Consider the following 25,059-nt stretch of genomic DNA (forward strand, 5'->3'; position numbering starts at 1 on the left):
GATTTGTCTATGAACGCTTCCAGTGGAAGACTCCTTGAATCGTAGTCTCCGCCGGCCCGGTCATCCAAACATGATCATCGTCTGCCCATTTAATGCATAAATCCCCGCCGCTCAAATGGACAGTGACGTCGATCCCTCTTTCGATATAGCCGTTTAAAATTGCAGCGACTACAGCTGCGCTTGCTCCCGTACCACAAGCTTCCGTAATACCAGAACCTCGTTCCCACACTCTGTAATTCATTTCATTGCGAGAAAGGATTTCAACAAATCCCACATTCACGCGATCTGGGAATCGCGGATCTTCTGTAACGATTGCGCCCACCTCATGTAAAGGGGCCCCCTCAATCTCATCCACAAAAAACACAGCATTTGGATTGCCCAAAAATAATGCCGTCACTTGTAAGGTTTGTGAGGCAACCTGAAACTCTTCTGCAATCACTCGGTTATCGTCAGGACCGTGCATCGGAATTTGACTCCGGTTTAATAAGGGCGTCCCTAAGTCAACTGTCACTTGTTCTATACATTCTCTTTCGCCGTACACTTCGACAGTTACGATCCCCGCCTTCGTTTCTATCCGGAAGACGCTGCTAGAGACGAGATGATTTTCATAAACATATTTTGCTGTGCAACGTAAACCATTGCCGCAACTTTGTCCTTCCGACCCATCCTTATTGAAGATCCGCATACCGACATCCGCTACGTCACTCGGGTGGATCACAATTAGTCCATCTGATCCTATGCCTGTATTAACATTTGAGACGTCTATCGCCAGTTGATTGAAAGTCGAGGCGTCGAATTCATGTGTGATTGCATCGATATAAATATAATTATTTCCTATGCCATGCATCTTCGTAAAAGGTATTTTCATAGGCTCGCCTCACTTCCGATAGAGCGTTATAAAACAAACAAATCCTCATTGAACAGGGTAGGATTTGCATATAAGGACGGAGATCCACCCGTGTGGATAAACAGTACGTTGTCTTCTTTCTTGAATGCTCCTTTGCGAACCAAGTCGATAAGTCCTGCCATCACTTTTCCGGTGTAGACGGAATCGAGTAGGATCCCTTCCGTTCTCGCTAACATTTGTACCGCTTCGATCATTCCCTGTGTCGGAATGGTATAGCCTTCACCGACATAGCCGTCGTAGCAGTGAACACGATCAGCTAACTGGTTGTCCGCTACGTTTAGATAACTTGCTGTTTGCTGCACCAAATCCGTGATTTTCGGAATTTGTGTTTCGTTTGGTCTGGAAACATTGATGCCATGCACTTTAATCGGCGCACTACTTGCATGAAATCCGACAATCAACCCTGCCTGTGTTCCGCCGCTGCCGCTCGCAACGACTACATCGTCAAGTACAAGCCCAGTTTCAAAAGTTTGTTGAAGGATCTCTTGGGCGCACGCCACATATCCAACCGAGCCCAATTCATTCGACCCTCCGATAGGAATTACATAAGGTTTCCTGCCCGCTGCGGCTAATTCCTCGCCCAATGCGTGCATGTCCGCGATCATATCTGAGCCGTACGGCACAACCTTGATAAACTCGGCACCTAGTAATTTATATAGCAGGTTATTGCCGTTTGCATCCGGATCATAGGGAGTCGCAACGCCTTCCTCCAAAACGAGGTGGCATTTTAGCCCTTCCTTTACAGCGGCGGCTAGCGTGAGTCGGCAATGATTTGATTGGAGTGCGCCACCAGTGACGATCGTGTCTGCTCCTTTTCGAATAGCATCAGCAAGTAAGTATTCCAGTTTTCTCGTCTTATTCCCGCCACCGGCAAGCCCTAGTAAATCATCCCGTTTTATATAGATGGAAGGACCATCCAAGAGCTTGGATAGATGCGTTAACTTTTCGATGGGGGTCGTTGCATGCGTGTAACTTCTTCTTGGCAACTTTGCTAGTAACATTTCGGCATCTCCACCTTTTAAGTTAATCAATTAATTTTGCTCTGCATCTCATCTCCTTTTGATAGTTAAGTTAACTCAAAGTATCGACTAGACAAACTCTTCTGTCAATAAATTTCGACATTCTTCTACATAAGTGCATGGGGAAGTGCTCACAGGTGTACTCCAGTATATTTTATGGGTTTATTTAATATGCTTGGCCCTGTTGCAAGGGAAGGGGATACACAAAGTTATTCAGTGGGGGCTTGTCTGAAAATTAAACACTGACAATTTATTATATAGAAATATAATTGACAAATTAAAAACATTCGTCTATTCTGACGATAGTATACTGTATACGGTCGACGAGAAGTGAGGTGTCCATACTATGTCGCAGTTTGTTGTGAAAAAAACGACTTTGAAGGAACAAGTCTATGAATATTTGAAAAGCGGAATCATCATGGGGCAAATCGCACCGGGTGAGAGGCTGATTGAAGAGAAAATCTCTGAAACGTTGAAAGTGAGCCGGAGTCCGATTCGTGAAGCAGTCAGAATGCTAGAGAAGGACGGACTGCTGATTGTCAATGCAACCGGTGGGGTGAATGTCGTCAATCCATCGAGGGATGATTACCGGAATCTCTACGAAATCAGGGTGGAAATGGAATCACTGGCTGCCTATTATGCCGCGCATCGCAGAAATCAGGAAGAAATTGCTGTGATGGCATCCTTTGTACAGGAGATGAAAAAGGAAGTCACTGCGAATAATTTGAAAGAGTTGCTAGATGTCAATTTCAGATTCCATGAATCAATTGTCTGTGCAAGCAGGAATCCATTTCTCGAAACGATGACATTGCAATTGCGAGGGGTGAACAGCTTTTACAGAAAGTCGATTTTGGAAAAGAATCCGGGGTACGCGCAAGAAGCACTCGAAGACCATGAAGAGATCTTTACTGCGATTGTCGAACAAAACCCGGATAATGCCAGGGAATTAATGAGGCAGCATATCGAACATGACTATCAATTGTTCATGAAAATGGCTGCCAAGTAGGGGGAATTGCATCATGTTGAATAAAAGAAAACCTCTGGAAGGCGTAAAAATATTGGAATTGGGCAATTTGGTCGCGGCACCCTATGCCGGGAAGCTTTTTGCTGAATTCGGAGCAGAAGTGATTAAAGTGGAGGAACCTACGAATGGCGATCCCCTCCGAAATTGGCGGGTGATGCATGGGGATACGTCCGTCTGGTGGTACGTCCAGAGCAGAAACAAGAAATCGGTAACCATCAATCTGCGTGAACCTGAGGGGCAGGAAATCGTAAGGTCATTGATTGGCAAGGTGGATGTTGTTCTTGAAAATTTCAAGCCGGGCACATTGGAGAGATGGGGGCTAGGCTATGAGGACCTTCAGAAGGTGAATCCATCGATTATCCTCACCCGGATATCCGGATACGGACAAACAGGCCCTTATAAGGAAAAGCCGGGTTTCGGAAGTGTCGCGGAAGCGATTGGCGGTCTGCGCTTTTTGACAGGCTATCCGGATCGCCCGCCAGTACGTGCAGGCATTGCAATCGGTGACATGATTGCAGGCTTATATGCGGTGATCGGAACTTTAATGGCACTCCGTGCACGGGATGAAGACCCAGAAAAGAACGGGCAGGTCGTTGACGTTGCGCTCTACGAAGCGGTATTCAGCCTGCTGGAAGGCATTCTTCCGGAGTATGACTTAACAGGATTAGTCAGGGAGCGGACGGGAAGTACGTTACCGGGCATAGCCCCTTCGAACACATACAAATGCGCCGACGGAAAGCATATTGTTATCGGCGGAAATGGAGACCGTATTTTCCAGCGTCTTATGACAGCCATCGGCAGAGAGGATTTGGCGAATGATCCGCTATACGCGACGAACCAAGGCCGCGCGGATCATGCGGAATTCATAGATGGAGCGATTGAAGAATGGACGTTGCAGCACTCGATGGATGAAGTTCGGCGAATCTTGGATGAAGCGTCGGTGCCAGTAGGTCCGATCTATGGCATCAATGACATCGTGAATGACGAACATTATCAGGCCCGCGATATGTTGAAGGAAATCGTATTGGAGGACGGAGTGAAAATGACTGTTCCCGGGATTGTGCCGAAGCTATCGGGGACACCGGGTGATATCGATTGGATCGGCCCGGTTCTAGGTGCCCACAATGAAGAGGTCTATACGGACTTCATCGGCCTTTCGGAAGAAGAAGTCAAGCGTCTGAAAGAGAAAGGGGTCATTTGAATGGAAAGCGTGAAGATCATTGATGTCAGCCCCCGCGATGGTCTGCAAAACGAACCGAAATCAGTATCCTTGGAACAGAAATTGCAACTGGTCAATCAACTGCTTGCTGCCGGCATTCACAAAGTGGAAGTGACATCTTTCGTCCACCCGGTGAAAGTGCCTCAAATGGCGGATGCGAACGAATTGCTCCAAGCGCTTTCCGATAAGGAAAATCTCGAAGCGATTGCATTGATTCCAAACCTGAAAGGATATGAACGGGCAAGGGAACATCGTTTATCCGAAGTGAACTGGGTGAGTGCTGCTACGGAAACATTCAATGAAAAGAACATCGGGATGACGATCGAGGATAATATGTCCCAGTTCCTGAAAGTTTTGGAGGAGGCGAAAAAAGACGGCATCAAGACTTGCTTTTCAGTCGCCGTCAGCTTCGGCTGCCCGTATGAAGGGGATGTCGATGAAGAGAACGTGCTGCAAATCGTCCGGCGTATCAAAGAGGCCGGTGTCGATAGGATTGGAATCGCGGATACGATCGGAATTGCAACACCCGATCATGTTGAAAGTCTGATGAAGAAGGTGCTCGCCATCGCAGGTGACACGCCAGTAGCCATTCATTTGCATGACACGCGCGGACTGGGATTGACGAATGCATATGCGGCTTACAAGGCAGGCGTGAGAGTTTTTGAAACGTCCGCAAGCGGCATTGGCGGCTGTCCATTTGCGCCGGGCGCGGCAGGCAATTTAGCAACAGAGGATCTTGTTTATTTATTCGAAAGGATGAATATATCAACAGGGGTAGATTTTCAAAAGCTATTAGGTGCCGCTGATTATGCGGCAAGTTTATCAACAAAAAATCCATTGGGACGAATCCGCCACGTGGAAAAACAAAGGGAAGAGGGGAATGTACGATGAAAAAATGGTTGCTAGGTTTGTTTGTATCAATTATTGGGGTTGTCTTGCTTTCTGCATGCAACAACGAAAAAACGGATGATAAGGCTGTTGCCGACAGCGGGGATGGATACGAAGCTACGACAATCCGCCTGGCTTATAACTTGCCGCAAGATCACCATATCTCGATCGGAATCGAAGACTTTGCAAAAAAGGTAACGGAAAAATCCGATGGCAAAGTGAAAGTGCAAGTTTTTCCAGCGGGGCAATTACTAAGTGATAAGGACATGAACCAGTCGATCCTTACCGGTGGCGTTGAAATGGGTGTGAACTCTTCCACTCTATGGGCTTCCACTGTTCCAGCAATGGGAATTTTCGATGTACCTTATGTTTTCAATGACTATGCAGCTGTAGGAGAAGCAGTGAATGGTGAATTCGGTGATAAGCTTCGTGGTGCAATGGAAGAAAAAGGCGCGAAAGTTCTTATGTTCGCTGACTATGGCTATGTCCAGTTTGCCAATAACAAACGACAATTGAAATCTCCTGCGGATTTCAAAGGATTGAAGATCAGAAGTATCGGAGATTTGCCGTCCGAGTTGATTCAAGCATATGGAGCTTCACCAGTGTTCATGGGTGGAGGAGAAGTGTATATGGCCCTTCAACGTGACACGGTGGATGGTGCAACATCGGGTACGACTGCGATGCTTCAACGTAAATATGATGAAGTTACGAAATACTTGACGATCAATAACTACGCATACCTTGAATTCCTATTGGCTGTCAATAAAGACTACTGGGATGGCTTGCCAGCGAAGACGCAAGACCTTCTAACAGAAGTGGCTGCTGAAACGGAAGCTTGGATCCGTGAGCAAGCTGAAAAAGAAGATAGCGAATCTGCAAAAGCACTTGAAGAAAAAGGGATGGACGTATACGTCGTACCTGAGGACGAGTTGGATGTATGGAAAGACGCGGCGGCACCGGTACGTGACGTATTCGTGAAAAATGCAGGAGACCTAGGACAAGAACTCTTAGACATGGTAGACAAGAAATAACAAGATTTAGGGGGGGACCGCTTTGAAAAAGGTCTATAATTTTTTGGATCTGCTCATAAGATGGGGCGCATACATAGCGGGTATACTTATTTTAATTACAACCGTTATGACGTTCTATGAAGTTGTTTCAAGATCCTTTTTCCATAAACCGACTTCTTGGGCGACGGAGCTATCCATCTATGCGATCATTGGCAGCTGTTTCTTAGGTAGCGCCTATGCGGTTCGGACCTATTCGCATATTACTGTTGATTTACTGATCAATAATGTTAATGATCGAATTAAAACCTTGCTCGCTTACCTGACGAATTCTCTCGGGTTGGTATTCAGCATCATCTTTACACTTTACAGTTACTTGCATGTCATCAAGACTTTCAACTTGCATGTGACATCCGCATCACTGTTGAGGATTCCGATGTATATTCCGGAATCCCTCCTCGTGATCGGGGGCGTTCTTTTATGCATCGCCTTCATACTGCAGATAATCGATGGCGGCATCCATAAAGGAGGGGAACACCTATGAATTTATTTTTTACAGGTGGATTGGGGCTTCTTCTTCTCATCGGGTTGCCTGTCGCCTTTACGCTCAGTTTGCTGGCAGTTGCAGGGATGTATTTCTTCAACGGGGGCACATTCGCCTTCATGCAGATTCCGATCATTTCGTACAAATCGTTGGATGATTTCAGTTTGACTGCCTTGCCGATGTATGTGTTGATGAGCCAAGTGCTTGTCGTCAGTGGTGTCGGACGGGATCTGTATGAAATGGCAAGCAGATGGTTCAGGCATTTCCCTGGCGGACTTGCGATTGCGACATTGTTCTGCTGTACCGTTTTCTCAGCGATATCGGGATCCAGTGTGGCGACCGCCGTTACGGTCGGTGCTGTAGCACTTCCCGAAATGGTCAGAAGGGGATATAACAAGCGTCATGTATTGGGGCTGTTGGCTGCGGGCGGAACATTGGGCATCCTGATTCCGCCGAGCATTCCAATGATCATCTACGGTTCGGTAACCGGGGAGTCCGTTGGAAAGCTCTTCATTGCTGGAATCATACCGGGTGCAATCATGACAATTGCATTCATGGTTTTCTCCGCCTATCAAACACGCCATATTAAAGATAAACCGGCGACTTGGAGTGAGCGGATGGAAGCTTCCAGAAAAGCGATTTGGGGATTATTGCTGCCCCTCATCATTATCGGCGGAATCTATTCGGGTATTTTCACTCCAACTGAAGCGGCGGCCGTCGGCGTAGTGCTCAGCTTTTTAATCGCGATTTTCGTTTATAAAAACGTGAATATGACCACTTTGAGGGAAATCCTGATTTCAACGGTGAAGACGAATGCAATGATTCTATTCATCATTATCGGTGCAATGCTATTGGGCTATATTTTGACAATCCTTCAGATTCCACAAGGCATCGTCAACTTTGCGACATCCCAAGACATTTCACCATGGATCATCTTCATCATGATCAATATCGTGCTATTGATTCTCGGTATGTTCTTGGAAACTGTTTCGATTCTCGTCATCACGTTGCCAATTCTGTATCCGATTATCATGGCACTTGGCTTTGACCCGATCTGGTTCGCTATTATCATGGTTATCAATATGGAACTGGCCCTTATTTCACCGCCAGTCGGATTGAACCTGTTCGTATTGAAAGGGTTGAATAAAGAAAACACCATCAGTGAAATCGTGAAGGGCGTCATCCCGTATGCTGTCATCATGCTCGTCTTCATGGTTATTCTTTCATTCTTCCCTGAAATCGCAACGGTGTTGCTCCATAAAGATATTAAATAAGTAAAGCCCACGAAGAAAATTCCTTTGTGGGCTGTTGTATTTATTCTACTAGGAGAATTTTTGTGCGAAATGTTCATATTAATCTCACTATGGTAAAATCAAATGATCAATAACATAAGCGAGGGTGCAGATATGATGAAAGAAAACGAAACACCAGTCTTTTCCCATAAACAAATAGCCGCGACCTGTTTTAATCAAGTATGGGATCTTCTGGAGAAGGAAAGTTTGACACCAGAGGAACAAGAACAGATGATTCACCTTTGTCATAGTTCTTTCTGGCATTGGACGCAAGCAGAAGAATGTACTGAAAAGAATCTCTCTATCGGTTATTGGCAGCTTTCACGTGTGTATGCAGTGACAGGACAGGGAGAAATTGCCTTGAATTATGCCAAACGCTGTATATCTATGAGTGAAGAGACGGGCCTTGCTCCGTTTTATATTGCATACGGATATGAGGCGGCGGCAAGGGCTTGCATCGTATCGGGGCAATACGATGAGAGCCGGAGATATAAGGATTCAGCTTATGAATATGCCAGGAAAATGTCTGATGTAGAAAGTAAAAAGCTGTTATTGAGAGATTTGGAAAGTTTAAAAGAATGGAGTGAGATCAATGACAATGGTCTATAAGCAAATAATTATCGCAATCGATGGATCGAAAGAGTCTGAATGGGCGTTCAAAAGGGCAGTGGCAATTGCTAGCCGCAACGATGCCGCATTGAATTTAGTCAATATTGTCGATACACGGTCTCATTCTTCTATTGAGGCGTATGATCGTTCGATTGCTGAAAGCGCTTTTGCATCCGCCGAGGAATTGCTGAGCAAACATAAGGCGGAAGCTGAACAAGCAGGTGTTCAGACCGTTAATGTAATTGTCGAATACGGTTCACCGAAAACACTGATTGCAATAGACCTGCCGAAAAAACTTGGGGCAGATCTAATTATCTGTGGTGCGACGGGATTAAATGCAGTTGAACGCTTCATAATGGGCAGTGTTTCTGAAAACATTGTACGCTCCGCAAAATGTGACGTACTCGTCATCCGTAAACCCGATCACTTGTGAGGGGAAGTATGAAATAAGCCATCTAGGCGATTCCGAAAAACCGTCCTAGATGGCTTTTTTCGTGAGGCAGCGGGTCTAATTTTTATCGACAAAAAACTCCATTCTCCGGGAAATATCGACACTGAAAAACAAAAAGGGGCCTTTGGATTTGTCGAATAAGACCTTTATTTGATTGCACGGGTACCTGAATCACTCATACTTCCCCCTCAACGGGACAAACCTCACTTCATTCAACACAGTCGTATGGATCTCGCCGTCTTCGTCTTTTTCCAACAGCAGGAGTTCCTGGTGAAGCGGCGTTCCTACTGGGATGATCATTTTTCCTTCGATCGCCAGTTGGTCCATGAGCTCGCGTGGCACTTGGGCAGCGGCTGCAGTCACCATAATCCGGTCATAAGGAGCGTGTTCAACCCAGCCGGTGCTGCCGTCATCCAGCTTGAAATGGATGTTGGCGAAACCGGCTTTTTTCAATCTTTCTTTTGCCTGTTCATGCAAGGCGGCAATCCGTTCAATTGTATAAACGGAGCTTGAGAAGGGAGCCAGCAGGGCGGTCTGGTAGCCGGATCCCGTTCCGATTTCGAGCGCTTTTGAATCGGGCTGCAAATCGAGGGCCAATGTCATCTCCAGCACGAGGGAAGGTTGGGAAATGGTCTGTTCGTGCCCGATCGGAATGGCCTCGTCCATATATGCGAATTCTTTGAGTTCATCCATGAAAAAGCTGCGATCCAGCTTTTGAAAATACGTGATGATGTCTTCGGTTTGATCGGCCATTGGTTATGTCCCTTCGTCTCATAGTAGCTTACACTGCACATGTACCATTTCCTTTATTAAGTGTTCGTAAACACCTCAAACCAATTGAACTCAGGAGGAACCGCTACGATTCACTTTGCATTTTTCGTATCTCGACAATTCGTCTCCAAATTGCTTTATTCTCGATTTTAGCGAATGAACGGATACTCGGTGTCGTATTTACTTCAAATATGATAGGTGTGCCCTCTTGATTGACCCCGAAGTCAATTCCATATTCTCTATTAGGTAAAATGGAATGGATGACTTCCGCTGCTGCGATTGCAACCTCTTCTATTTTCCTTACTGTATCCTTTTGATTAGCTTTGAATTTTGTTAGTGATAATACTTCGGAAACGGTCATTACTTCAGCGCCCGTGTGGGGATTCACAATCCCGCTTTCTGTTACTAGGTTGGTTTCGGTGGTCCCGCACATCCCGTACATCCCGCCAATCACCCAATTGTTGTTCAGTTTTTGAATATGAACCCGAATGGAAAAAGGCTGTCCCTTTTGGGTGTAGCTTTGTATTTCCTCTTGAATAATATAGAGGCCGCTTACTCTGCCTAATTTTATAAATGGATGAAGGAGCTGCTGAATTTCATCAACTCTCGATATGGATTTTTGTATGGATGTTCCTTGAATTGTAAATCCATTTACGTAGTAGCTCCCGCCGCTACGTTTACGAATCTTGAAAATTGCTCTGCCCTGGCCTGTCGTATCATGTTTAACATATACAGACGGATAGCGGTTCAATAAATCATCCAAGTTTTCCTCACTGTATGTGAGCGTTTCTGGAATATGGTTTACGACTTGAGGATTGTGCTGTAAAAGAATACTTTGCTCCCATTTCCCCATACTTCTCATCATGTTACTTGCCTCGTTTCATCTTGAATTAAGTGTCGTCGTTGTAACTCTTCTCTTTCTATTCTATGCATACGTAGTAAATGTACTTGGATTTTAGGGAAAGGTTGAAAGAATCCATGAGCGGCTGCATCGGAAGGGTAATTTCACCTAAACGTGCATGATGATGACCAAATTTATATCTGTTGCAAGACTACTGTACAGTTGAAGACTTACAGCAAGCATAACGTACTGTATGAAGAGATTAGGAGGGAACATACATGAAGCCAATTTCGGCGAGAACGATCTGCCTATATGTGAATGGACAACTTATTAAAGGCTCTGATAAATTCAGGATTAATGATGTTGTTTATCATCTCCAGAAGATGGGGCCGAATAAATTACTATTTTTAAAACAGAAATGGCAAATCGATTGGGAGAAAATTGCCCAGTCAGTCCCTTGTGTGGTCGTAACAGATACTGTTTTTGCTGAATTAGAGCGTATTGAAAATTGTACGATTATAAAGGTTGAAAATATTGAGCATGCCTTTTGGGGGTTCGTTAATATTTATCGCAACCAATTTTCGATTCCCGTCGTTTCTGTAACCGGGACAAATGGGAAAACGACGACGAAAGATATGATTATGCATATCCTCAGTTTCGATCGTACTGTCACCGGGACTAAGAAATCAGCGAACTCGAGGACCCATCATCTAACCTATTTACTTTCCATCGAAAAGGACACAGATGCTGCTGTGTTTGAATCGGCAGTAGGGGAGCCGGGAGATGTGCTGCTCGCTTCCCGTTACTTTAAGCCGACCATCGGAATTATTACAAATATTGGCGTGTATCATCTTGATGGATGTAAAACTCCGGAAGCGTATCTCCTTGCGAAAGCGGAAATGGTTCAAGCTGTTGGATCCAAAGGCACGCTCATCGTCAATGCGGATGACAAGAATACGAAAAAGCTAGGGCTTAAAAGATTTAAAGGAGTCGTACATACCTTTGGCGTTACGAACCGTGCTGATTTTAGGGCGGCTAACATTACGTACGGTAATAAAGGAATGCACTTTGAACTAAAAGTTAAAAAAAAGAAAATGTTCTCCTTTAACGCTAAAAAGAAATACTCAGTTTTTGTGCCCGGGTATGGACATCATCAAGTGTTAAATGCGCTCGCTGCTATAGCGGCTGTTCATGAAATGGGCATTGACATCAATGACGCCGCGAAACGGTTGCGGTCATTCAAGAACTTGCCCGCCCATCTGGAAATTAGCCCGGGAAAGGGAGGCTGCACCATTTTGGATGATACATGGAGTTCAACTCCTTCTTCTCTCGCAGCGGCATTTCAAACGTTGAATGGGATTTCGCGGGGGAAGATAAGAATCGCCCTCGTTGGCGACATTAAGCGTTTAGGTGAATTCAGCAAAGAATTTCACCGGCAAACAGGGGAGATGATCGCAGATAATGGGGTCGACGTCTTGATTACTGTTGGATCGAAGGCTGCCGAAATTGCGAAACAAGCAAAAAGAAAAGGTTTAAAAGGCAAAGTCTATACGTTTCCTACCATTCACGGGGTTGAGGAATTATTGACAAGAATTTTAGATAAAAATAGTATATTGCTCGTTAAAAGTTCATCAACGAATGATGAAATTATGAAATTAAAGACCAAATTAAAGCTTCGTTCGGCCAAAAACAAATGACCTCCATTGTTCGGAGGTCATTTGTTTTTTCATTTAGCTTGCAGAATGAAAACCTATACGTTGAAGATACGTTTCCAATAAGGTTAGGAAGAGCTCAATATCATCTTTCGTTAAATCACCTATATTGGCCACTCGAAAGGAATTCAAATCTTTAAGCTTTCCAGGATAGATCGTTATACCGTTTGTGTAGAAATAATCGTGCATGCTCTCAAAATTATACCCCTCACATGCCGGCTCCACGATTGCAGTAACAATTTTCGAATGGTGCTCGGGAGCCACGAGATGCGTTAAGCCAAGTTTTTTGATGCCAGCGATGAGCGTTTCCCAACAATGGGAATAGCGTTCGTATCTTTCGTTCACACCTTCTTCTTTTAGTTCAACGATAGCTTGTTGTAATGCATACATTGTTTGAACAGGAGGGGTGAACCGCATTTGCCCTGTTTCCTTGAAATGTTTATATTGCGCATACAGATTTAAGTAATAATTTGCTGGCATTATCTTTTTTTCTTTCTCTACTTCATCTTTCTTTGCCACAACAAAAGAGATGCCTGCCATACCTTGCAGGTTTTTATTGGAGCTGGCCGCTAAATAACTGATGTTCATTCTATTCATTTGAATTGGAATCGCAGCGAATGAACTCATGGCATCTACCATCATTGTCAACTTGTTTTCCTTGCAAATGGATCCAATGGATTCAATATCATTCAATAAGCCCGTTGTTGTTTCATTATGCACAACAGCAAGATAGGAAACGGGACGTAGTTGTTTTTGAATAAATAATTGCAATTGGTCGAGTTGAATCGGTTGATCCACTGGGCTTCCATACTCAACCCAATCGAGCCCGTATGCTTCTGCAATTTCACACATTCGTTTTCCATATGCGCCATTATTAATGATGACGATAAGCCCGTCATTCATAACCGAACTCAAGATAGCTTCAACTGCAGCGGTACCGGAACCACCGAACGGGACAGTTGTATAGTCCTCCGAATCTGCAACGAGGTTCGTAAGTTCGGAAGATACGAATCGCATGATTTCACCGAATTCACTTTCACGGGGACAAATATCCGGGACGATTTGAGCGAATTTAACCGTATCTGATGTCGTGGCGGGACCAGGATTCAATAATATATTTCTCTTCACTTTCCGCATGCTGCTCATCCTTTATCATTTATGAATCGTTGAAGTCGTTTTTTCACTTCACTAGGCGTCACTTCAGGGCGTCCTAAGTTCTGTTTAGATCCTTTTGCAATTTTAATATGAAGAAAAGTGAGTCCTTTTGTCTTTTTCCATTCTTGTATTTCTTTTTCGAGTTCACCTAGACTATGAATATAAAATGATTTTTCATAACCGCAACCGGCCGCAATATCGACAAAATGCACATTGTGGGAAACAGTACGTTGCCCCCCGGTTGAATCGTGGGTTTGATTATCCAGAAGGATATGCAACATATTCTCGGGTTGATAGGCACCGTTTGTTGCTAAACTTCCCATTCGCATAAGCAAGGAACCATCTCCATCGATGACAACTACATTGAGGTCTTTTCGTGCAAGAGCTAATCCTAATCCAAGGGAACTGACACATCCCATGGAACCAACCATATACAGGTTGTTCGGGCAATCTTCCACTTCATAAAGTTCCCTGCCCGTTTTACCTGTTGTGGCGAGCTGCAAGGTCTTCCCATCTTTGCATCGATTGATCACGTTCAGCGTTTCCATTCGACTTGGTAGTTCATCCGAAAAGGATTTCTCGGTTTTTTTCTTATTAGTCCGAATGGGTTGTTCCTCTAGTTTCAAGTTCTCTTTTTCAAATGTATCTTTTTTTACGACAAAGAAAAATGGTCGTTCTATTTCAATCCACTCGTTAGCGGTTTCAAGCTGTACCTTTGCATCGTCGAAATCACTTGATAAGTATTGCCATTTTATTTGCATAAGGTCTAGCATTTGGGTTGTAATTTGTCCCATTAATTCATGCTGTGGTTCATCAACCAAACCGGGTTCTCCTCGCAGACTAACAAACCCAAGCACGGGGAGCTGGAATGGATAGGTTAAGGAAGTAAGGGGAGAAACAGCATTCGTCAGGCCTGAGTTTTGCATCAAGACAATTGTCTTCCTTCCTCCTAAGCAAGCGCCCGATGCGATTGCTACAGCATCCCCTTCATTAGCCGCAGCAATATAGTTACACTCATTGATCGAGTAGTTAATAAGGTTTTTTAAAAATGAACAGGGGACACCGCTGTAAAAGTCAAAACCAAGTTTTTTAAGTTCCCTTCCAAATTCCTTTGTGTTCAACAAAAAAATCACTCCGTCTCCGGCTATTCTGGGCTAGCAGTAGGTGGTAAGTATTTCTTCTCCGCTCTTTGAAGCTCCTCCGCATTTTGGAGTCTGAAAATCTCATGTACATCTACGATTGAATTCTCAACTTGCATAAGACTCCCATCTTTTAGGATCTGCTTTGAAATGTCCTGCATGGCCGTAATCGATGCGCGTAGGTTATGGTTAGCCCAAATGACTGCCTGTACTCCTGATTTTGCGAATTCAGCAGTTGGAGTCGAATAATATTTTGTAGGAACGATAATGACCGGATGTCTCCTCTTCCACTCTTTCATAAAAGCTGCAATCTGTGTAAAATCGGCATTTTTACTGTGAATAAGAACCGCATCGGCGCCAGCTTGCCTGTAAGCCTCCGCCCGGGCAAGTGCCTCTTCTACACCCCAACCTGCAATAAAAGCTTCAACCCTCGCTACAACTACAAAATCTTCATCCATTTGAGTATCTTTCATCGCTTTTATTTTCCCGCAAAACTCTTCAATCGGTGCAAGGGGCTGAGCCGTTCCGATAAAGGAGTTTGTCTTTGGAAAGAGTTTATCCTCAATGCATACGCCGGCTATATCGATCTGTTCCAGTTTCTTAACTAACCTTCGAGCGTTGTTGAAATTTCCGTATCCTGTATCCCCGTCTACTAGAATAGGGATTGTCGTAGCATCACTCATAAACTCAAGAATATCTACTACTTGCGTCCATGAAGCTTCATTATTATCACGAACGCCCATGGACGCCGCTATTGAAAGTCCACTTGCCCAGATTCCTTTGAAGCCGGCTTCCTCTACAATTTTCGCAGATAAACCGTTATGAGCTTCCATTAAAAACTCAAGTTGTTGTGAATGCAGCAAACTTTTTAACTGAGTCGTTTTCTTCAAAATCATCCCTGCCTTGCATCTACTTTAACCCCCTGCACGGGTGCCTTTATTAACATACGTGCGAATTGTGTGAATTGACAGGGCATCTAGTCGAAGGCCGCTCTTTATAGGATGTATAGTTTTGATGAGCTGGACGTTTCACGGACGTCCAGCTTTAGGTCGATTTACACTCTCTTCCGTATCGTAAAGTTGTCTCCGAGCAATAGCCAGTTTTGCGGGAAGGGGTATCCGAGCACCCAGTAACTGATGCCGCGGAGCTTATAGTCTTTCACCATGTTGAACTTCGCTTGTGCGCTGCGGGCATCTTCGAACCAGACTTCATGGGCTCGCCCTTGTTCATCGGTGTAACGGAAAAATGGAGCTTGCGCTTTCGTATCATATTGAATCGCTACTTGGTGTTGAATGGCCCGGCGGACCGCTTCCTGCTGGCTGAACGTTTCAGCTTCGGCCCCCCGAACGAAAGGAAGAAGCCAGTCACGTGCATAAATTTGAAAGCCGAAAAAGATCTTGTCGCGCGGGATGACCGTGACGGCATAGTCAAGAACCTTTTTTATCTCGTTGAGAGGAGAAATCGCTTGGGCAGGTCCCTTCCGATAACCCCATTCGTATGTCATCAAAATAACAAAATCGACGATTCTTCCGTGCGCTTCATAATCATGTGCTTCAACGAGCAAACCTTTTTGTTCACTGCTCGTTTTCGGGGCAAGCGCGGAAGATACAAAATACCCCTGTGGATGCAGCCGATCGACTGCCAGCTGCAGAAATTGGTTGTAATTCTCCCGGTCACGGGGAAATACGTTTTCAAAATCGATGTTCAGCCCCTGGTACCCTTTCTCTTTCATGACAGCGAGGATATTTGTGATGACCTTCTCCTGAAGTTCCTTACTTGACAGAATGGTATGGGCAAGGGCGGATCCGGTTTCTGTGGCACTGAAATTTGTGATTGCGATGACGGGCACGACTCGTTCAGCCGCAGCGGATTTCAGCATTTCCGTATCATCGAGCGTCGTTAAAGTCCCATCTTCTTTCACGCTATAAACAAATGGCATCCAATACGTCAAGTATTGGCCGACCTCTTGGATCTCCCTCGCGCCTGTTTCCCCAGCATTAATTGTATAGGCATTCACATCAATGACAGGCTTTGGAGCGGTTGACCGGCGGACGGTCGGAATGACAAGAGCCTGACCAACCACTAATGCATTCGGGTTTTCCAATTGGTTAGCCGATATGATTTGATCCATTGTAACCCCGTACTGATGGGCAATTGTCCACACGGAATCTCCCTTTTTGACAACATGAATCTGCAATTCACTTCTCCCCTTATTCTTCATCTCCTCTAGGGTATTCCAATGGAAAGTTGGATGTCATTCAATGTGGCGTTTTATGGTAAAATTGATGTAGGAATATTTACTGATTTTAAAAAGTGAGTGGTAAAGATGGAATTACTGATCATCAGGCACGGCCAATCGGAAGCGGATTTATTGGAAGTTCATGAAGGCAGAGCGGATTTTCCGTTGACAGATTTAGGCAAGGCACAAGCTAGAAAGATGGCGGCGGCTGTTGCGAAAGAATATCCTCCAGAAATCATCCTATCGAGCACATTGAAGAGGGCGAGTGGCACAGCCCGGATTTTACAGGAGGCAATCGGGTGCGAGATCCGGTTTTATGATGATTTGAGGGAATTCAATAATGGGGTGCTAGCTGGAATGTCGAGAAAAGAAGCAGCAGTCAAGTATCCGTTGCCTAAGGGCGGCAGGCCAGTACATATCCCGATACAAGACGGAGAATCCGCGCTTGATCTCCGCTATCGGGCAGAACGGATCCTCCGGGAGATTGTACATGATTATCGGGACTATCAAAGAGTGGCCATCGTCTCCCACGGTGGATTGATTTCGAATCTAATTAAAGCGTTTCTCAATCTGCCGGTTGGGGACTTCGCATTTCCCACGGGGGATACGGGAATCCATCTGCTTGAAATAAGGGATGATATTCGAGTTGTAAGGTTTATGAATCGGCAGGGGCATTTATCTTATGAATAATGCTTGAGGTAGACCCAGATTGCTAGGGGCGGGGTTATGGTATATTGGATGCTCGTTTGAAAGCTAGTAATAGAGTTACGAAAACAGCCTCACAACAATAACAGCCTTACCATTCAAGATTCGCTCAAATGGTAAGGCTTTTCTATTTGCTCATTCACTCGTCCTGCTTAATTCCTTCGCTGCTGCAAATAAAATTTCGACAGCAGGGAGGAGGGTGTCTTCGTTAATATCGAAGCATTCGTGGTGATGTCCTGCAGCAAGGTCGGTGCCGAAGATGCAGTAGGTTGCCTGACCGCCGTGCTTTTGGACAGCTTCCAAGAAGTACGTGGCGTCTTCTGAACCTGCGTTTGCTTCACTCGTGACTTCTACATGTTCGATGAATTCGTGCTGGCCGGCGATGTTGGCTAATTTCTTCGCCAAGTCATCGGAGCATTTGCAGCTAATGGCTTCACCTGCAGTTTCAATCGAATAGTCGATTCCGTACATTTGTGCCGCGCCTTTTACGATGTTTTCCACTTGTTCTTTCATGTAGCTGTTTACTTCACTCGTTTCACCGCGTGTTTCGGCGATGAGGGTGGCGTGGTTTGCGATGACGTTTCTTCCTGATCCTGCGTGCAGCTCTCCAACATTTATGCGTGAGTCTCCACCGGAATGACGGCAGATTGCGTGTATATTCAAAGCAGCGCTAGCAGCGGCAAGCAATGCGTTTTTACCGGCTTCCGGTTCACCTCCAGCATGCGCTGCTTTTCCTGTAAACGTAATATTTAGCTTTGTTGTTGCCAAAAAGCCGTTATTGGCAGCGACAAAATGTTGCTGCGGGACACCGGTTCCGATATGGGAAGCGATGAAGAAATCTGTATCGTCAACGACTCCTGCACGAGCCATCGCTCTTGCCCCTCGCGTTCCTTCTTCAGCTGGTTGGAAAATCAGCTTGATGACACCATTTAGCTCATCTTGCTTTTCAGCTACCAGCGTCGCGAGGCCGAGTCCGATGGAAGTGTGGGCATCGTGTCCGCAAGCGTGCATGGACCCTTCGGCAGTAGAACGGAATCCTAACGTTGCAGGTGTATGTTGGGATGAATCGGATTCGATAATCGGCAATGCATCCATATCCACTCGGAATGTAACGGTAGGGCCTGGCCTCTTCGTATCGATTGTTGCGACGATTCCGGTGAACCCTTCCTCAAAATAAGGGAGGAAGCGTTCCACTGCGCCGTTTTCTTTTGCCCACACGACATGCGCTTTTGTCTTTGCAGCGTCGGGTTTCCCCATGCATTCGTCTTCTTTCATGACTTCTTTGCCTAGCTGTAAGTCAAAACCTAAGGATTCTAATATGCTTGCTACGATGGATGCTGTGCGTATTTCTAGAAAACCTTGCTCGGGAAAACGGTGGAAGTCCCGTCTCCAGTTAATCAATTGCTTTTCTAGTTGCATGATATTGCCTCCTGTCATGAAAGTCTACAGTTCTATCAATTAAAAACGTGCGTGAATACCAGGTCCAAACGGAATACCTAAGTAGAAGAATACAAGGATCAAAATAATCCAAGTTACCAAGAACACAAGGCTGTATGGAATCATTAAGGACATATACGTCCCGATGCTTGCCTTCTTATCGTAACGTTGCATGAATGCCAATATGATGACCATATAAGGGAAGAGCGGCGTAATAATATTTGTTGATGAATCGGCAATCCGGTATGCGACTTGCGTGAATGCCGGATGGTAGCCGAGTTCCATGAACATTGGGACAAATATCGGTGCTTCAATGGCCCATTTCGCTGAACCGGATGTAATCAGGAAATTCAGCAAGGATGTGAAAATGATATACCCAATGATGAGCGGCATTCCTGTAAAATTGACGCTTTCCAGGAATTCTGCACCGTTGACAGCTACCCATGTCCCTAAATTGGACCAGTTGAAATAGGCGGTGAATTGTGCGATCGCAAAAACGAGTACGATGTAGCTGGACAAGTCTTTGACGGATTCGGACATGTAATGGCTAATATCTTTACTTGACTTGATTTTGCCGACAGAAATTCCGAATGTCAACCCAATAATGATGAAGAAGAACAAGATCATCGGAACGATGCCAGTCAAAAATGGAGAGCTCGGAATCAAGCCACCCTCTTCATTCGTTAATGGGCTGTTCGGAATGAAAATGGCTACGACGATAATTGCGATATAGATAAGACCTGCTAGGACAGAGTTTATGAATGCTTTCTTTGCATTCGGATGTTCTTCGGTTTCTTCTTCTTCCAATGCATCGCCTTTATACACACCGAGGCGCGGTTCGATAAATTTGGACGTTAACAGACCGCCGACAATCGTCAAGACGATAACAGAAGCGATATTGAAGAACCAGTTATCCACAGGTGACACTGTGAATGTTTCATCCATAATACGCGCGGCTTCTGTAGAGATACCAGCAAGTAATACGTCTGTTCCAGCAATGAATAAGTTTGCCGTGAACCCTGCACCTGCGCCGGCGAATCCAGCGGCAAGTCCGGCCAATGGATGGCGTCCGACTTTATAGAAGACGAGTGCTGCAAGTGGTGGAATGAGCACAACGGCAGCGTCGGAAGCAAGGTTCCCCATGATTCCTACAAATACGACAGTGTATGTCAGTAAGACAGGGGGTGATTTCAAAATCGTTTTCCGTACTGCATAGTCAAACAAACCAACTTTTTCTGCTAAACCAATCCCGAGCATCATAACGACTACAAGGCCAAGCGGTGCAAAGCCGGTGAAGTTACTGAGCATCGACGATAAGATGAATTGTAAACCTTCAGCGGAGATCAAGCTCTTAATCGGCAGGACTTCTCCTTTGCCTGGATGGACAACAGAAGCATTGAATAGGCTGAAAATCCATGACGTGAGTATCATCAGCACTGCTAAACCGACAAACAGTGCGAAAGGATCGGGAAGTTTATTACCAACCCTTTCTACAATGTCTAGAAATCTCTGGAAGATGCCTTTTTTCTTTTTCATCATTTCACCTCGTTAGTAGATTCTTTTTCCGCCCAGCGTAGATGGACTGACATCTTTCGGGATCGGAGGGTTGTAAGGATTTTGTTTTTCAAACTGAGCATGTTCTTCTTTTACTCGTGCAAGTTTTTCGGGTGACGTAAGAAGGTCAATGCCCGTCAGTGCCATAGCTGAAGCTGCACGCCTCATGCCGCGATGTGCAAAATCCGAAAGTCCTTGTGCGGTCATTTGCCACGTATGCAAAGGAGTTCCAAGCGTGCTCGTGGCGGCAGTTAGTTGGGCAGTCGGGAGCACCCAGCTGACATCGGCGACATCTGTCGAGCCGTAGAAGATTTCCTCCGACGCTACATAATCCGAAATGCTGTCATTCAAATATTTACCTTCGAATTCGCTGCCGTCACCGACATAGCCGAATCCATCCATGATGTCTGTGAAGAATTGCTGCTCATCCGATGAGAACGTATCCCAAATCTGTTTTGCATACGCATTTTCTTCGGCAGAAGGAACGCCTGCGCCTACTTCTACCAGATTTTTGTGTAGAATCTTCTCCAGACTTCGATTCGGTACATAGTTGGAGCAGGCTTTGATGAATTCAATTTCCACTTCGGTTTCCGTCATTAAGGCAGCGCCCTCTGCTATTTTGCAAATCCGCTTATAAATCCCTTCCACCTGATTGTTTTTCGGTGCACGGATCAAATAGAGAACTTCTGCTTTAGGTTGCACGACAGCAGGTGAAAAGCCGCCTGTATCTGTGACTGCGTAGTGAACCCTGGCATCTTGGATGATATGCTCGCGTAAATAATTGACGCCGACATTCATCAACTCTACGGCATCCAGTGCACTGCGGCCTAAATGCGGGGAGTTTGCCGCGTGGGCAGCAACACCTTTGAAGCGGAAGGAAACTTGATAATTTGCCAATGTTGGCCGGCTCATAATGGAGTTTCCTGGTGACGGGTGCCATGTCAGTGCTACATCGACGCCTTCAAACGCACCGTCTCGCACCATGAACGTTTTCCCGGATCCGCCTTCTTCACCTGGACATCCGTAAAAAACGACGGTTCCTTCCAAGTTGTTTTCTTCCAAATAAGCTTTCGTGGCGCATGCTGCTGCAAATGCCCCTGTACCGAGCAAGTTATGGCCGCATCCGTGTCCGAAGTCAGGGGATTCTTCAACTTGCTCCTTTTTTGACAGGTTAGGTGTTTGGCTTAAGCCGGGCAATGCGTCATATTCACCTAGAAACGCAATGACAGGTTTACCGGAGCCAAACGTTGCTTTGAAGGCGGTTGAGATATTTGCGACATTGCGCTCCACTTTAAATCCTTGCTTTTCGCATTCTGCAGCTAAAAATGCAGCGGATTTGTATTCTTCAAAACGTGTTTCTGGATGGCGGAAAATATAGGCGGATACCTTATTGAAGTAATCTGCTTTTTTTTCCATATACTCTTTGATGAATGTATACATTTGATGTCCTCCTAGTTAGTACATTTGTAAACGCTTTCTTTAAACTGATGCAGCGCCGTTTATTCCTCCTTTCCAAAGAGGTGTTCTTTGTCCGAAAATCGGTACACATTGCTAGGACGTCCTCTCGGTGTCGTTTGCGTTTTATCGTAGATCTCAATGATGCCGGCTTGATGCAATTCCAATAAGATCCGGCGTGCGTTTCGCTTTGTATTCGTGAACCATTGCGCCACATCGTCAGCTGTAAATTCCTGTTTGTTATATCGCTGACAATTAAAGGCCAACCGCAACACATCGCGTGTGTTGCTGTCCGTCAATTGGAACCGTTCCTGCAAGAATGTCCGCAACTCTGTAGTGTTCAATATATTCGAATAATCGCTTTGCGTTTTTTGCGTAATATCTTTTTTGGTTTTCACAATGAGCAGGTAAGGCTTTTCATCCGCTTTTAATTGATTGAGCCCATGTCGTACATGTTGTTCGGCTTCTAAAACGGTTTGTCCGTAACCGATTGTAAAACCGATATCCAACTGATCATTCAATTTGAACGTTTCGATCGTACTCAGCAAAGATGATTCAGTGTCTTCATCGATTTCGCCCTTCGTCGTATAGATCGAGTAAAGTCCGTCCGCGATTTCCACGAAGGAGCCGTTCAATTTTTGCGTTAGCGTCAGAAGATGTTTCTTTACGAGTAAGTCTTGGTGCTTCCACTCAAAGATCGAATTTACGATAGTTTCATTGGCATTCAACACTTGGCAGCCAATCACAGCCATCTGTAAGTTCTCAAAGCGTTTGGACTGCGCTTTTTTAATGAGCAGTTCAATCGACAACTTAATGGCAATGTAAGAAGGAGTCAGCCGATAGACTGGAATCTTGGCTTCTATTAAACGATCATATACTTCCTTCATCGCTGTAATCGCAACTTCGGTCTTTTGATCTTTATACAGCTTTTCGTGAAGACGAGCGATCTGTATACCATTCCCGTAGGAGGAAAAAGGAATGGCCTGAAGATTAAGGTAGTTCAAGTCGTAGAATGAAAGTACTTTTTGCACTTCTTCAGCCGTAATATAATCAATGCTCACAGATTGAATGATTCTACCTTCATTTGCTTGTATTTCTAATAGCTTTCCAAAAAAGCTTGAACCGTGCAAATAAGGAAAACTCGCTTGCTCTTCCTTCACTAGGTCATGTTGTATGGCGTACATATGATTCATTAATCCGGAAAACAACCATTGGTCCACGATGGGACGTCCTTGATCAATCAGTGCAGGCAATTCGGTCACGGTTTCATAGATAAAAGGGATGCATTTTGTATTTGGGAACTCCTCTGCAACTGACAAAATCTTGCCAACTGATTCCGCCGGCCCTACAACGCCGATTGTCACTAGCAATTTTCCACCTCCAATGTATGCAACGAATCTATTTAAGGCAAAATTCCTTAAAGTTTCCTTATACATTACTATAAAGCGCTTACACTGTCTATATTTTTTTCTTTGGAAATATTAGATAGTTCTCAAAAGACCTATTGCATTGCGATTTATTAGGAGGTAAACAATCAGTGTATTGAAAATAGTTAATTGAAAATCTTTTCTGAATGTTGTATAGTTGGTAATACCAAATAATATAATGGTCTTACCAATTGGGCTGCTTACTTAAACAGTAGGGCAGTTCAACTGACGGACGGGGGGATGTCAATGAATACAAAATACTTTAAAGAGTTTCTTACGTTTCCGGACATCATGATTATGTTGGTTCTGTTAGTTTCGCTCATGGGCTATACGTTTTTCCATGCACTCTCTTTTAGTACATGGTTTGCGTTTTTGATCGGGATGGCTATTTATGGAATGAGTGAGTATGTCATCCATCGATTTATTTTTCATATGAAAACGCCGGAAAACCCATTTTTACTAAAAGTGATTAAGCGTTTACATTTTGATCATCACGCCGATCCGGATGATTTGAAATTGCTTTTCCTGCCGATTTGGTTCAGCTTGCCGGGCTTCTCCATCTTTGGCGTCATTTTCTACGTAATCACAAATAATCTCACGTTAACGATTGCTTTTCTTGCAGGAATTGTCGTCTATTTTATGTATTATGAATGGAAGCATTACATTGCGCATCGGCCGATCCAGCCGCGCACGGCACTCGGGAAAAAGATCAAGAAGGCGCACCTCTGGCATCATTTTAAAAATGAAAACTACTGGTTTGGTGTCACGCATACCTCTGTAGATAAAACATTCGGAACGTATAAAGACCAGAAGCTCGTTGAGAAAAGCGAGACGGCCAAGAATTTAGAGAAGCGTGTGAAGTGAATCAATCACGCTACGGGTTGCGCAGTTTAAAGGAGATTTAGCGATGAGTCGAACAGCAATGGTTGAAAAAGAATTGATTAAAGCAATCCTTCAAGGGGACTATCCCGCTAGAAGTCAGTTGGAGACGGAAAGGGAATTGGCCGTGATGTATCAAATGGGGCGTCCTGCGATCCGGGAAGTCTTGCAGCGCTTGAGCCACGGCGGATGGCTGACGCTTAGAAAAGGTCAGCGTGCCGTAGTGAATGATTATTGGCATGAAGGTAACAGTACGACAATCGTCGATATTATCGAGTACTTCGATCAGGTGCCGGATGCTTTTGTCCTCTACTTTTTGGAGATGCGTATTGCACTGACACCCCACTATGTAAAAAACGCGTTGACGCTCAATCATCCTAAAGTCGTCGGATTGCTAGCGGAAAGCGATGACTTGCCCGATACGCCGGAAGTTTTCGCCTCTTTTGATTGGGAGGTCCAAAAGGAGCTGGCAAGATTATCGGGGAATCCCCTTTTCTCGCTCGTGCTCAATAGTTTTGAACCGGCCTATGAGAAAATTGCGGTCAAATATTTCAATAGCGCTTTTCGGCGCCAGGCATCGGCTAGCTATTACAAGAAATTGATGGACGCTGCATTGAAAGGGGATGCTCGCCTTGCGGAAGAGATCGCGCGCGAAATGATGGTAAAAAGTTATGCGTTGTGGAAAGAACAACTATCGCCCTACGAAAAAGTCGGTGTGAAGTTCAGGTTTGAAGATAGTTAATAAGCAGGCTATAGGCTAGAGAGACAGTTGGGGGAGGGGAATT

The 25,059-nt window shown here is 44.9% G+C and carries 24 protein-coding genes; 12 read left to right on the top strand and 12 right to left on the bottom strand.

Annotated elements, in window-relative coordinates; all coding sequences use genetic code 11:
• Positions 1 to 7 precede the first annotated feature (7 nt).
• Entirely contained in the window at positions 8 to 868 is an 861-nt protein-coding gene (gene dapF / locus ACFPTP_RS05845; protein ID WP_381442919.1) for a diaminopimelate epimerase, read from the bottom strand.
• A 26-nt stretch (positions 869 to 894) separates the two neighbouring features.
• The gene (gene cuyA, locus ACFPTP_RS05850; RefSeq protein WP_381442920.1) at positions 895 to 1,908 is read right to left on the bottom strand and encodes a D-cysteate sulfo-lyase; all 1,014 of its coding nucleotides are present in this window, start codon (positions 1,906 to 1,908) and stop codon (positions 895 to 897) included.
• Positions 1,909 to 2,272: 364 nt separating this feature from the next.
• Here cuyA and ACFPTP_RS05855 point away from each other — a divergent pair, with 364 nt between their 5' ends.
• The 8 genes from ACFPTP_RS05855 to ACFPTP_RS05890 all read left to right on the top strand — a co-directional run bounded on the left by ACFPTP_RS05855 (position 2,273) and on the right by ACFPTP_RS05890 (position 8,942).
• Positions 2,273 to 2,932 carry a GntR family transcriptional regulator gene (locus ACFPTP_RS05855; protein WP_381442922.1) on the top strand — a complete coding sequence of 220 codons (660 nt, stop codon included), beginning with the start codon at positions 2,273 to 2,275 and terminating at the stop codon, positions 2,930 to 2,932.
• A gap of 16 nt (positions 2,933 to 2,948) precedes the next feature.
• On the top strand, positions 2,949 to 4,151 hold the full coding sequence (locus tag ACFPTP_RS05860) for a CaiB/BaiF CoA transferase family protein (RefSeq protein ID WP_465269806.1): 1,203 nt from the start codon (positions 2,949 to 2,951) through the stop codon (positions 4,149 to 4,151).
• The gene (locus ACFPTP_RS05865; protein WP_381442924.1) at positions 4,152 to 5,060 is read left to right on the top strand and encodes a hydroxymethylglutaryl-CoA lyase; all 909 of its coding nucleotides are present in this window, start codon (positions 4,152 to 4,154) and stop codon (positions 5,058 to 5,060) included.
• On the top strand, positions 5,057 to 6,088 hold the full coding sequence (locus ACFPTP_RS05870; RefSeq protein ID WP_381442926.1) for a TRAP transporter substrate-binding protein: 1,032 nt from the start codon (positions 5,057 to 5,059) through the stop codon (positions 6,086 to 6,088). Before ACFPTP_RS05865 ends, ACFPTP_RS05870 begins: the two co-directional genes overlap by 4 nt.
• Positions 6,089 to 6,110: 22 nt before the next feature.
• Positions 6,111 to 6,608: a TRAP transporter small permease gene (locus ACFPTP_RS05875; protein ID WP_381442927.1), complete on the top strand. Its 498-nt coding sequence runs from the start codon at positions 6,111 to 6,113 to the stop codon at positions 6,606 to 6,608.
• A complete protein-coding gene (locus ACFPTP_RS05880; protein WP_381442929.1) occupies positions 6,605 to 7,882 on the top strand; it encodes a TRAP transporter large permease in 1,278 nt (425 codons plus the stop codon). Before ACFPTP_RS05875 ends, ACFPTP_RS05880 begins: the two co-directional genes overlap by 4 nt.
• 135 nt (positions 7,883 to 8,017) lie before the next feature.
• Complete coding sequence (locus ACFPTP_RS05885; protein WP_381442931.1) at positions 8,018 to 8,509, top strand: hypothetical protein; 492 nt, start codon at positions 8,018 to 8,020, stop codon at positions 8,507 to 8,509.
• Positions 8,493 to 8,942, top strand: coding sequence for a universal stress protein (locus ACFPTP_RS05890; protein WP_381442933.1), 450 nt, complete (start codon positions 8,493 to 8,495; stop codon positions 8,940 to 8,942). Before ACFPTP_RS05885 ends, ACFPTP_RS05890 begins: the two co-directional genes overlap by 17 nt.
• Before the next feature lie 189 nt (positions 8,943 to 9,131).
• Here ACFPTP_RS05890 and ACFPTP_RS05895 read toward each other — a convergent pair whose 3' ends face one another.
• Complete coding sequence (locus tag ACFPTP_RS05895) at positions 9,132 to 9,713, bottom strand: protein-L-isoaspartate(D-aspartate) O-methyltransferase (RefSeq protein WP_381442934.1); 582 nt, start codon at positions 9,711 to 9,713, stop codon at positions 9,132 to 9,134.
• Between the two features lie 103 nt (positions 9,714 to 9,816).
• Positions 9,817 to 10,596, bottom strand: a complete 780-nt coding sequence (locus ACFPTP_RS05900; RefSeq protein WP_381442936.1) for a YheC/YheD family protein — start codon at positions 10,594 to 10,596, stop codon at positions 9,817 to 9,819.
• Positions 10,597 to 10,850: 254 nt separating this feature from the next.
• Here ACFPTP_RS05900 and ACFPTP_RS05905 point away from each other — a divergent pair, with 254 nt between their 5' ends.
• On the top strand, positions 10,851 to 12,269 hold the full coding sequence (locus ACFPTP_RS05905) for a Mur ligase family protein (protein ID WP_381442937.1): 1,419 nt from the start codon (positions 10,851 to 10,853) through the stop codon (positions 12,267 to 12,269).
• Between the two features lie 33 nt (positions 12,270 to 12,302).
• Here the strand turns inward: ACFPTP_RS05905 and ACFPTP_RS05910 are convergent, their stop codons facing one another.
• From ACFPTP_RS05910 to ACFPTP_RS05925, 4 genes are all read right to left on the bottom strand, one after another.
• On the bottom strand, positions 12,303 to 13,421 hold the full coding sequence (locus ACFPTP_RS05910) for a 2-aminoethylphosphonate aminotransferase (RefSeq protein WP_381442939.1): 1,119 nt from the start codon (positions 13,419 to 13,421) through the stop codon (positions 12,303 to 12,305).
• A 5-nt stretch (positions 13,422 to 13,426) separates the two neighbouring features.
• On the bottom strand, positions 13,427 to 14,560 hold the full coding sequence (gene aepY / locus ACFPTP_RS05915) for a phosphonopyruvate decarboxylase (RefSeq protein WP_381443119.1): 1,134 nt from the start codon (positions 14,558 to 14,560) through the stop codon (positions 13,427 to 13,429).
• A gap of 23 nt (positions 14,561 to 14,583) precedes the next feature.
• Positions 14,584 to 15,468, bottom strand: coding sequence for a phosphoenolpyruvate mutase (gene aepX / locus ACFPTP_RS05920; RefSeq protein ID WP_381442940.1), 885 nt, complete (start codon positions 15,466 to 15,468; stop codon positions 14,584 to 14,586).
• A gap of 164 nt (positions 15,469 to 15,632) precedes the next feature.
• Positions 15,633 to 16,775 carry a glycosyl hydrolase family 18 protein gene (locus ACFPTP_RS05925; RefSeq protein WP_381442941.1) on the bottom strand — a complete coding sequence of 381 codons (1,143 nt, stop codon included), beginning with the start codon at positions 16,773 to 16,775 and terminating at the stop codon, positions 15,633 to 15,635.
• Between the two features lie 129 nt (positions 16,776 to 16,904).
• Between ACFPTP_RS05925 and ACFPTP_RS05930 the strand changes: the two genes are divergently transcribed.
• Positions 16,905 to 17,507, top strand: a complete 603-nt coding sequence (locus ACFPTP_RS05930) for a histidine phosphatase family protein (RefSeq protein WP_381442942.1) — start codon at positions 16,905 to 16,907, stop codon at positions 17,505 to 17,507.
• A gap of 150 nt (positions 17,508 to 17,657) precedes the next feature.
• Here ACFPTP_RS05930 and ACFPTP_RS05935 read toward each other — a convergent pair whose 3' ends face one another.
• The 4 genes from ACFPTP_RS05935 to ACFPTP_RS05950 are packed head-to-tail and all read right to left on the bottom strand — an operon-like array spanning position 17,658 to position 23,338.
• Entirely contained in the window at positions 17,658 to 18,941 is a 1,284-nt protein-coding gene (locus ACFPTP_RS05935; protein WP_381442943.1) for an amidohydrolase, read from the bottom strand.
• Between the two features lie 39 nt (positions 18,942 to 18,980).
• A complete protein-coding gene (locus ACFPTP_RS05940) occupies positions 18,981 to 20,498 on the bottom strand; it encodes an AbgT family transporter (RefSeq protein WP_381442945.1) in 1,518 nt (505 codons plus the stop codon).
• 9 nt (positions 20,499 to 20,507) lie between these two features.
• Positions 20,508 to 21,953, bottom strand: coding sequence for a M20 family metallopeptidase (locus ACFPTP_RS05945; protein WP_381442947.1), 1,446 nt, complete (start codon positions 21,951 to 21,953; stop codon positions 20,508 to 20,510).
• Positions 21,954 to 22,012: 59 nt separating this feature from the next.
• The gene (locus ACFPTP_RS05950) at positions 22,013 to 23,338 is read right to left on the bottom strand and encodes a hypothetical protein (protein WP_381442948.1); all 1,326 of its coding nucleotides are present in this window, start codon (positions 23,336 to 23,338) and stop codon (positions 22,013 to 22,015) included.
• Positions 23,339 to 23,641: 303 nt separating this feature from the next.
• Here ACFPTP_RS05950 and ACFPTP_RS05955 point away from each other — a divergent pair, with 303 nt between their 5' ends.
• Positions 23,642 to 24,259: a sterol desaturase family protein gene (locus ACFPTP_RS05955; RefSeq protein ID WP_381442949.1), complete on the top strand. Its 618-nt coding sequence runs from the start codon at positions 23,642 to 23,644 to the stop codon at positions 24,257 to 24,259.
• A 43-nt stretch (positions 24,260 to 24,302) separates the two neighbouring features.
• A complete protein-coding gene (locus ACFPTP_RS05960) occupies positions 24,303 to 25,016 on the top strand; it encodes a GntR family transcriptional regulator (protein ID WP_381442951.1) in 714 nt (237 codons plus the stop codon).
• Positions 25,017 to 25,059 lie beyond the last annotated feature (43 nt).

The organism is Sporosarcina koreensis (genome assembly GCF_042655825.1).
Taxonomy (GTDB): Bacteria; Bacillota; Bacilli; order Bacillales_A; family Planococcaceae; genus Sporosarcina; species Sporosarcina koreensis.